We start from the raw sequence: 9,848 nt of genomic DNA on the forward strand, positions 1-9,848 counted from the left end.
AGAGCGATACCAGCCTTAGCGTCGAAGATAGACGTGCGGGTGTCGCCGAGGAAGTCGCTAGATACAACGTCTTCGTCCGTGTAGCCGAGGATACCCTTGAGTTCACCTTCAGAAGCCTTCTTGATCGCTTCGCAGATCTCTGCGTAGGTAGCAGGCTTAGCGAGGTTCACCGTGAGGTCAACGACAGAGACGTCGAGGGTAGGAACGCGGAAGCTCATACCCGTGAGCTTACCATTGAGCTCGGGGATAACCTTACCTACAGCCTTAGCAGCACCGGTGCTAGAGGGGATGATGTTCCCAGCAGCAGCACGGCCACCACGCCAGTCCTTCACGCTAGGACCATCGACGGTCTTCTGCGTAGCGGTGGTAGCGTGAACGGTGGTCATGAGACCGTCGGTGATACCGAAGTTGTCGTGAAGCACCTTAGCAAGAGGAGCAAGGCAGTTCGTGGTGCAAGAAGCGTTAGAAACGAACTGGGTACCCTTGACGTACTTGTCGGTGTTTACACCGCAAACGAACATAGGGGTATCGTCCTTAGAGGGAGCAGACATGACGACGTACTTAGCACCTGCGTCGATGTGTCCCTGAGCCTTTTCCTTGGTTAGGAAGAGACCAGTTGATTCTACTACGTATTCAGCACCGATAGCAGACCACTTGAGGTCAGCTGGATTCTTTTCTGCAGTTACACGGATGGTCTTACCGTTTACGATGAGGTTACCGTCCTTTACTTCGACAGTACCATCGAAACGACCATGCATCGTGTCGTACTTGAGCATGTAGGCCATGTACTCTGCGTCGAGCAGGTCATTGATACCTACGATCTCGATGTCGCTGCGCTTCTGGGCAGCACGGAAGACAAAACGGCCAATACGTCCGAAGCCGTTAATACCAACTTTAATCATCTTACTTATTCTTATCGTTAGAAACTCTGATTGCTTATGCTGTCTGAGCCAGTGAGGTGGCTGGTCGGCCTTTCGTCACAAGTTAGGGTCTTATACATGACACTTGGACTGGTGTAGGAGCTGAAGGCCACCTCATTGCCTTACAAAATTACAGAAATTTATCCATATGGTAGAGACCTCTATGAAAAATATGATGGAAGTCCTACCCCCTTCTCCCTATCTGCACTACAACACACTCTGGTAGAGCCGTGTGAAGAGTCGTTGTTTGAGCTCTCGTTGGGCTGTGGCTGAGGGAGAGAAGGTGCCTCGGAAGGGGCTAAAGCTTGTCGATATGTCGCCCTCGTCGTGCGTCCATCCCGATCAAGATAAAGAGCAGGAAGGTGAAGCCCCAGAGCGATGAGCCCCCATAGCTGAAGAAGGGGAGCGGGATGCCGATCACGGGGACAAGCCCCAGCACCATCCCTACATTGATAAAGAGGTGGAAGAGCAGAATCGAGGCCACACAATACCCGTAGACCCGACCGAAGCGAGATACTTGTCGCTCGGCTAGTGCGACTATTCTTAGGATAAAGATCCCGTAGAAGACCACGAGAGCAGCCGAGCCGACAAACCCCGACTCCTCCCCCACAGTACAGAAGATGAAGTCGGTCTCCTGCTCGGGAACATAGTTTAGCTTCGTCTGAGTGCCCTTGAGGAAGCCCTTACCGGTGAGCCCCCCTGAGCCAATGGCGATCTTGGACTGGTCTACGTTGTAGCCCTTACCTCTGAGGTCGCTCTCGATCCCTAGGGCTACCTTGATACGTACCTGCTGGTGGGGCTGTAGGATGTCATTGAAGACATAGCTCACCGAGTAGAAGAAGGCCAGAGAGCTCAGAGCAAAGACGGCCATCAGCGCATAGCGGAAGAGGTATTCTCTGATGGCTAGGATGATCAATACCACCACAAGTATGGCGACCAAGGCTAAGGCAATATACGACCAATCAAAGGTCATGAAGAAACTCAGCCCTGCAGCTAAGGCATACACTCCGAGCGTGGTGAAGATGATGTAGCGCAGTACCTGTGCTCGCTCTCTCGGATCAGGGCTATAGGTCCCATAGAGGACAGTGGTGAAGACGAGGATACTATTACACACGAAGAAGAGGTCTGCATCCGTCTCCCCCCACCATAGGGTATCCTCTAGGATCAAAGCTCCGATGAAGTACACTGCGACGGCGAAACTTAGCCCCATAAAGATCCCCGAGAAGCCCTCCCTGAAGAGGGCTAGGAAGAGGGCAAGGAAGACCAGAGCCGAGCCCGTCTCCTGCTGTAGGAGGATAAGACCTACGGGTAGGAGAATGATCCCGAAGATCTTGAGGTAGCTCGCATTGTCCTTAAACTGGAAGTCGTACTGATTACACATCCAAGCGATCGTCAGCGAGGTCGCCACCTTGGCAAACTCCGCCGGCTGTAGGCGTACCGGCCCGAGCACGAGCCAGGAACGGGAACCCTTGATGTCGGGAGCGATGAAGATCGTCACGGCCAGAAGCGCCATCATCGCTACATAGAAGAACGGGGCACCGACCTCATAGGTGTCCGAGTCGAAGGCCAGCACGACGACCCCGATGAAGAGTCCGAGCCCGATCCACAGTAGCTGCATCATCGGACGGCCACCGGGGGTGAAGAGTGAGGCGGTCTCGAAGTTGTACGAAGCCCCACAGATGGTGAGCCATCCGAAGAGCACGAGGATGAGGTACATCGTGATGGTGACCCAGTCAATGGAGCGGAAGAGGCTCGAAGAGGGATTATGTCTGCGCATCATGGGGCTAGATGTCGTTGAGATAGTTGAGGCTCTTCTGCTCCATTTGGTTCGCCACAGCTTCTCCTGTGGTGGAGAGCTTGCCATTGCGCAGATAGTACTCCATCATCACACGTCCGATAGGTACCCCAAACTGCGCACCGAAGCCCCCATTCTCTACATACACCGATACGGCGATACGTGGCGCAGAGCGTGGAGCAAAGCCGATGAAGGCCGAGTGATCCTTACCGTGAGGATTCTCTGCTGTCCCCGTCTTGCCACAGACCTCGATCTCGCCTGGTGCAAAGTTCGCTGCTCGGCACGTACCTCCCGTCACAGCCCCAGCCATACCTTGTACGATGTACTCCCAGTCGGAGGTGGAGATACCTGTATGCTGTCGGGTGGTGTAGAGGGTGTCCAGAGGGGTGTCCGTGATGCTGCGTACGACATGGGGACGGAAGTAAGAGCCACGATTGGCGATGATCACCGCTAGGTTCGCTATCTGGAGTGGTGTAGCGAGGATCTCTCCCTGCCCGATGGCGATGGAGATGATGGTGCTAGAGCTCCAGTTGCTGCCATAGGCCTTGTCGTAGACCTGACTGTTGGGGATGTAGCCTCTCTTCTCCCCGGGTAGGTCAATGCCTAGGCGGTAGCCATAGCCGAGGGAGATGATGCGTGACTTCCAGTGCTCAAAGGCCTCCTGCGTCGAAGGATAGAGCTTCCTATTGTCCAGCAGGTAGTGTAACCCCCAGCAGAAGTAGGCATTACACGAGGTGGCAAGGGCGGGGATAAGGGGGAGCGGGGAGCCGTGGCTGTGACACTTCGGGCGGTTACCCAGACGTGGGTAGCCATGGAAGCAGGAGAAGGGAGTCTCAGGAGTGATGGCTCCCTCGGCGAGGTAGATCGCTCCTTGAGCGGGCTTGAAGGTTGAGCCCGGGGGGTAGTTCCCCTGAATAGCACGGTTGAGTAGAGGCTTACCGAAGGTCTCCTCTAGGGCTCGGTGGTTGAGTCCCTTGTTCCTCCCTGAGAGCAGGGTAGGGTCGTAGCCGGGGGCTGTGACTAGAGCGAGTACCTCACCTGTAGAGGGTTCGATAGCGACGATTGCTCCTCGCTTACCCCTCATTAGTCGCTCCCCGAGGGCCTGGAGCCCAGAGTCGATGGAGAGTGTGATGTCCTTGCCCTTGATGGGGGCACGGTCATGAGCACCGCCATCGAGACGCCCCTGGATGCGTCCACGTGAGTCTCGGTAGAAGATCTCCTGCCCCTTCACTCCACGTAGAGCCTCCTCATAGGTGCGCTCCACACCGCTACGCCCCACGAAGTCTCCACGTATAATAGTACTATCGCGCTCTAGGTCACTCGGGCTGGCCTCGGATAGGTAGCCGAGTAGGTGAGCTGCATGGCGGTAGTCGTACTGGCGGATAGTACGGGAGCGGATGGAGAGGCCACTGAACTTATAGAGTTGCTCCTCGAAGCGACCTACATCCTCAGTCTCGAGCTGTGAGACCAGCACCTGAGGAGTATAGGGGGAGTAGCCCCTATTGACCGTGCGGTCACGTAGGAGTCTAAGGCGAGCTACGATATCCTCTCGTGGGATGCGGAGGATCTCGGCCAGGAGGGTGGTGTCGAGCTTACCCTTGACGTCCTTATTTACGATCATGAGGTCGTAGATCGGACGGTTAGCTACGAGGAGTGCGCCGTTACGATCATAGATGACCCCACGGGATGGGATGGTCGAGTGGATGTAGTAGGCGTTATTCTCGGCTCGCTGTTTATAGTCTCCACTTAGGAGCTGTAGGTAGGCCAGGCGAGCAACGAAGGTTACTACAACGACGAAGGTTAGGCTAATCAAGAGCCAGCGTCGTCGGAAGAAATCTTCATTCATGTGTGCTTAGCTGTCGTGTCCTTCTCCAAATGATCCGATGAAGGCGAGTGTAATCAAGCAGAGTAGGAGCGAGAGCCCATAGCCTGCCCCGAAGCTGATGACTACATGTAGGTCGCGTATCAGCGTCCCTGCCTCTAGGGCATAAAGGATGATGTGATGAATCAGCAGCAGTAGGCTCATCAGGATAGCGGCTCCTGTGCGTAGGGTGCCGTAGAGTGGAAGAGCCTGCTCAGGGGCCTTCTTGTCTTCGAGTAGACCAAGGAGCATCGGGCGGGCAAAGGCAGCTGCGGTTAGTGCTGCTGCATGTAGCCCAGGGGTAAGGCCTAGGATATCGATCACCGTACCGATTGTGAAGGCATGGAGTAGGAGCGAGACCTTCCCTGTATTAATCGGTAGTAGGAGTAGTAGGACAGGGTATAGATAGGGTGTGGCGACTCTGAAGAGAGCTACGGGACTCAGGAGCCAGACCTGCAGTGCCACAATGAGGACACAGACGACGAGGAAGCGTAGGTAGGTCTTATTCATCGCGCTGGAGTGAGTCTTCGAGGGCACGAGCCTCCACTACGGGTTTCTCGAGCAGTATATATACGTAGCGTAGCGACTGGAAGTCCGTGGCTAGACGTACGGGGAAGTTAGCAAAGACACCAGCACTACCCTTGACGGTCGAGGGGACGGAGTCTGCGATTGTTCCTACCATCATTCCCTCAGGGAAGAGATAGGAGTAGCCACTCGTCACGATCGTATCTCCGAGGTGGGGGTGTGCGTGGGGGGGGACATTGCTCAGGACAGCCACGTTGGAGTTTGGGTTCACAGGGGCGAGGAGTGTCCCGCTGACCCCCTGGCTGGTGAGGGAGCAGGAGAGGCGCATGTTTTGGTTGAGGATCGGGATAACCAGTGCATAGTGTCTCGAGGTCGAGTACACTGCCCCGACGACCCCAGTGGCACTCATTACGCCCATATCCTTGCGGATGCCATCGGCCTCCCCCTTGTCTATGGTGAAGAAGACCTCTCCGATACGAGAGGCCCTATTAAGCACTCGTGCGATGACGAACGACCCCTCCCGCAGGCTCACACTATCGGTGGCATGCAGGCGGGGTAGCTCTTTGTAGGCTTGTGTCTCTCGCATCTGGCGCATCAGGCGAATATTCACCTGTCTGAGCCGTGCATTCTCCGCTAGTAGTGTCTTGTTCTCGGGTCGGAGGTCTATATAGCTCCAGAACTCCGTCATCAGCTCATTGACCCTTCCCAGTAGTGCATTCGTGGCATACCAGCTCACACTCCTCGAGTAGAGGGTGCTGCTGAAGACCATGCTTAGGGCTATCGCCTCTAGAAGGAGGAAGACAAACCAATGCTTGGATCTACGGAGGAACTCAAGGAGCTTGTTCACAAGGGCAACTACCTGTGGGTGGGCTTAGCGGAAGAGGAAGTTGAAGTTGTGGATATTACGTAGGGCGATCCCGGTGCCAATGGCGACGGAGTGCAGAGGGTTCTCTGCGATCTTGAACTCTAGCCCAAATCGCTTGCCGAGACGCTTGTCTAGCCCACGCAGTAGGGCACCCCCACCTGTCAGTACGACACCGTTAGCCACGATGTCGGCGAAGAGCTCGGGGGGAGTAGCCTCTAGGGTACGGAGGATGGCGCTCTCGATCTTACCGATAGAGTTATCGAGGCACTCGTTGATCTCCTGATAGTTCACTGCTACCTTGCGGGGTAGGGTATCCATCATGTTGGCACCCCAGACGATGTAGTCCTCGGGGACTTCATCGAGCTCGGAGAAGACAGCACCGACCTTGATCTTGATCTGCTCGGCTGTACGCTCCCCGACCTTGATCTGGTGGCGGTCACGCATGTGGTCCATGATGTCCTGCGTGAGCTCATCCCCAGCAGTGTCGATGGACTGATCCTCCACGATACCTCCGAGGGAGATCACGGCGATCTCTGTCGTACCACCACCTATATCGACGATCATGTGCCCTTCAGGAGCGAGGACGTCTATGCCGACACCGATAGCTGCTGCCATAGGCTCGTAGATCATATATACGTCACGTCCCCCTGCGTGTTCGCTCGAGTCACGTACGGCACGTATCTCTACCTCTGTGCTTCCGGAGGGGATACAGACCACCATACGTAGCGATGGGGTGAACCAGCTGTTGCGGCGGCTGATCATACGTATCATACCTCGGATCATGTGCTCGGCGGCATCGAAGTCTGCGATCACGCCCTCACGCAGAGGACGTATCGTGCGGGTGTTGGCATTGCCCTTTTCGTACATCTCTCGAGCCTTCGTTCCGACTGCGATCATCTCGCCCGTGCGGTTGTCAAAGGCTACGACCGAGGGCTCATCGAGGACGATCTTGTCGTCCTTGATGATGATGGTATTGGCAGTGCCGAGGTCCATGGCTAGCTCTTGCCTGAAGGAAAATAGTCCCATGCTTGTCTCTATACTTGGTTGGTGAGTCTTATTTGCTGTTTGTTTAGTGCTTGAAGTGGCGGATGCCTGTCATGACCATCGCCACACCATACTTGTCTGCCGCTGCTATGCTGTCAGCGTCTCGTACTGATCCCCCTGGTTGCGCTAGTGCCGTGATACCAGCCTCTGCGGCTAGTGTCACGCAGTCGTCGAAGGGGAAGAAGGCATCGCTCGAGAGCACCGCTCCCCGGAGGTCAAAGCCAAAGTGACGAGCCTTCTCGATCGCCTGCTTGAGAGCGTCCACACGTGAGGTCTGCCCGACCCCAGAGGCGATGAGCTGTCCGCCCTTAGCTAGGACGATCGCATTGCTCTTGCTGTGCTTGACGAGCTTCGTCGCGAAGACCAGGTCTGCCTGTTCGCTCTCCGTGGGTGCCACCTTAGTAACGCACCGTAGGTCGGCTGTAGTCTCTGTGGCGTGGTCGGTCTGCTGGGCAAGCACCCCTCCTAGCATCGTGCGGTAGCTCCAGTCTGCGGTGACGGGTGCGCTCTGACGTAGGAGGATACGGTTCTTCTTGCTCTGTAGAATCTCGAGAGCCTCAGGAGTAAAGTCCGGAGCGATGAGTACCTCTACGAAGAGCTTGTCGATCTCACGAGCTGTCTCGGGATCGATCGGGCGGTTGGCGATGAGCACCCCACCGAAGGCCGACACGGGGTCACCCGCTAGGGCATCCTGCCAAGCCTCTAGGAGGGTGGGGCGGGAGGCGCAGCCACAGGCATTGTTGTGCTTGAGGATGGCGAAGGTGGGCTCATTGAAGTCCTGGATGAGGCTGACGGCAGCCTCGATGTCCTGGAGGTTATTGTAGGAGAGCTCCTTGCCATGTAGCTGGGTGAAGTACTTGGATAGGTCTCCGTAGAATACCCCGCTCTGGTGTGGGTTCTCCCCATAGCGCAGGGGCTGTGCTGTATCAGCGCTGAGGCGCAGGGCGGAGGCATCAGCTCCGTCGAACCAGCGGAAGATGGCTGAGTCGTAGCCGGAGCTCACGGCGAAGGCACGACGTGCTAGGTGGCGACGCTGCTCTAGGGTGGTGCGTGCGCCCTGACTCTGCAGATAGCCAAGTAGCGTAGCATAGTCTGCCTGCGAAGGGATGATCACGACATCCTCATAGTTCTTCGCTGCACCTCGGATAAGGCTGATCCCGCCGATGTCGATCTTCTCGATGATCTCCTCATCGCTCGCTCCAGAGGCTACTGTCGCCTCGAAGGGATAGAGGTCTACGATTACGAGGTCGATGAGTGAGAGCCCGTATCGAGCGACTTCCTCCTGATCCGTCTCGTGCGAACGGCGAGCCAAGATCCCCCCTTGGATGGCTGGGTGTAGGGTCTTGACCCGTCCGCCGAGCATAGAGGGGTACTGCGTTAGATCCTCTACCTCGGTCGTCTCGTAGCCGAGACTCTTGATGAAGGTGCTTGTACCACCTGTCGATACAAACTCTACTCCCTGCTGGTGTAGGAGGGCTAGGATCTCTGCCAAGCCTTCCTTGTGGAACACAGAGATCAGTGCTCTGTGTATTGCCTTCTCCATTTCTTGTATGTCTGCGCTATGTAGCTATGTTGTAATGAGTTAAAGGGGGTGGCTCGTCTCCTGTCCCATACTTGGACGGAAGACCCACCTAAGCCCCTAGCCTACACAAAAATAAGTATTTTCTATATACTTAATCAAATTCTCGTATATATTTATGGAGTAGGGTGCGTGCTGGTGGAGGTGACTTTCCCATGAAAGTTCCACTAAATATGAGGTTCAAGAGTGAAAATATCATCAAATGCCGCCTAGAGGTAAAGGTCTGTAAACTCAGAATGTACCCTACTTTGCATCCCAAAATATCTCCATTTTCGCCGAGTAGTGTACTCCGCCTCTCCTCGCTTTAAGCCGGTACTGCATACCTGCCCAATACCCTCTTTAGCAATAGCTTTGCTCCCCATCGTTCGTTTGCCTCGTCTCGGCTTCCTCTGCCCATCTTCGGCCTCCCCTTTCCTGCTCTCTTATTGGCTCCTTTGTGCCCTCTCTGCCCCTTCCGCCTCTTGCCTCTTCTTCCTTGCTCTTCTCTCTAGTGCTGGGCTCGATCTCCTTCTCTCTTCGACCTTGTACGTATCTAGCGCTGGCTTTTGAGCTCCTTTCTGCCCTCTTGCTGCCTCCTTCTGAGGGTTCAAAGAGTTCTTGGGAAATGGGCGTCATGCTCCCTCTCTAACGTGCTCTGTATCATGTGTTCCGAGAGGGCTCTTGCGAACATACCGAGAGCGTCCTTGCGCTCTCGGTAAGAACGCTCCCATCACCTATGTAAGGTGACGAGTGCGATCATACCGAGAGCACAATTGGGTACATTACGTGTGCGCAATAGGGCGCTCAAGATGCTCGTCGAAGAGCCCTAGTTGGTGGGGATGTTTCTCTCTGATACTCTTTATCTTGCGATCTCCTGTGAAGGGAGGTGTGGAGGAAGTGTGCAGGTGGCAGGAGAGAGGGGGGATTGATTGTCGGGGTGATGGTGTGCTCGTTGGTTGTGAAGGCGGTGGGCTAATGGGTTGTGAAGTAGTAGGGTTAGCAGGAGTGCAGGCGGTGTGAAGCAGCTGGGGATGGCGGTGGGGAGGAGTATGCGGAGGTGTGTCTTCGGAGGACATGGTCGTGATTTTTTGTGGGGAAAGGGGTAAATTGTTTGGTGTTTTCAAAAGTTTAGCCTACCTTTGCAGACGATTTGTGAAGGGAGCCCCATCGCTTAGGCACTTGGGGATATGTACCAACCATTAATGACTCTGTAGCTCAGTTGGTAGAGCAAGTGACTCTTAATCACTGGGTCGTGAGTTCGAGCCTCACCGGGGTCACCA

The 9,848-nt window shown here is 55.4% G+C and carries 8 protein-coding genes and 1 tRNA gene; 1 reads left to right on the forward strand and 8 read right to left on the reverse strand.

The window, feature by feature from the left end:
• The 8 genes from gap to QZ554_RS07295 form a co-directional block, all read right to left on the reverse strand.
• Positions 1-902, reverse strand: a 902-nt coding sequence (gap, locus tag QZ554_RS07260) for a type I glyceraldehyde-3-phosphate dehydrogenase (protein ID WP_297195443.1), incomplete at its 3' end; no start/stop codon positions are given.
• 316 nt (positions 903-1,218) lie between these two features.
• A complete protein-coding gene (rodA, locus tag QZ554_RS07265; RefSeq protein ID WP_297195456.1) occupies positions 1,219-2,697 on the reverse strand; it encodes a rod shape-determining protein RodA in 1,479 nt (492 codons plus the stop codon).
• Positions 2,698-2,704: 7 nt separating this feature from the next.
• A complete protein-coding gene (gene mrdA, locus QZ554_RS07270; RefSeq protein WP_297195444.1) occupies positions 2,705-4,561 on the reverse strand; it encodes a penicillin-binding protein 2 in 1,857 nt (618 codons plus the stop codon).
• A gap of 6 nt (positions 4,562-4,567) precedes the next feature.
• Positions 4,568-5,086 (reverse strand): rod shape-determining protein MreD, encoded by a 519-nt coding sequence (locus QZ554_RS07275; RefSeq protein WP_297195446.1) that lies wholly within the window; start codon positions 5,084-5,086, stop codon positions 4,568-4,570.
• Positions 5,079-5,948 carry a rod shape-determining protein MreC gene (gene mreC / locus QZ554_RS07280; RefSeq protein ID WP_297195448.1) on the reverse strand — a complete coding sequence of 290 codons (870 nt, stop codon included), beginning with the start codon at positions 5,946-5,948 and terminating at the stop codon, positions 5,079-5,081. Before mreC ends, QZ554_RS07275 begins: the two co-directional genes overlap by 8 nt.
• Before the next feature lie 24 nt (positions 5,949-5,972).
• Entirely contained in the window at positions 5,973-6,992 is a 1,020-nt protein-coding gene (locus QZ554_RS07285; protein WP_297195450.1) for a rod shape-determining protein, read from the reverse strand.
• 43 nt (positions 6,993-7,035) lie between these two features.
• A complete protein-coding gene (purH, locus tag QZ554_RS07290) occupies positions 7,036-8,553 on the reverse strand; it encodes a bifunctional phosphoribosylaminoimidazolecarboxamide formyltransferase/IMP cyclohydrolase (RefSeq protein ID WP_297195452.1) in 1,518 nt (505 codons plus the stop codon).
• Positions 8,554-8,928: 375 nt separating this feature from the next.
• Positions 8,929-9,204, reverse strand: coding sequence for a hypothetical protein (locus QZ554_RS07295; protein WP_297195454.1), 276 nt, complete (start codon positions 9,202-9,204; stop codon positions 8,929-8,931).
• Between the two features lie 568 nt (positions 9,205-9,772).
• On the opposite strand from QZ554_RS07295, the gene QZ554_RS07300 reads away from it, so the two are divergent.
• A tRNA-Lys gene (locus QZ554_RS07300) sits at positions 9,773-9,848 on the forward strand.

The organism is uncultured Porphyromonas sp. (assembly GCF_915070105.1).
Lineage (GTDB): Bacteria > Bacteroidota > Bacteroidia > Bacteroidales > Porphyromonadaceae > Porphyromonas.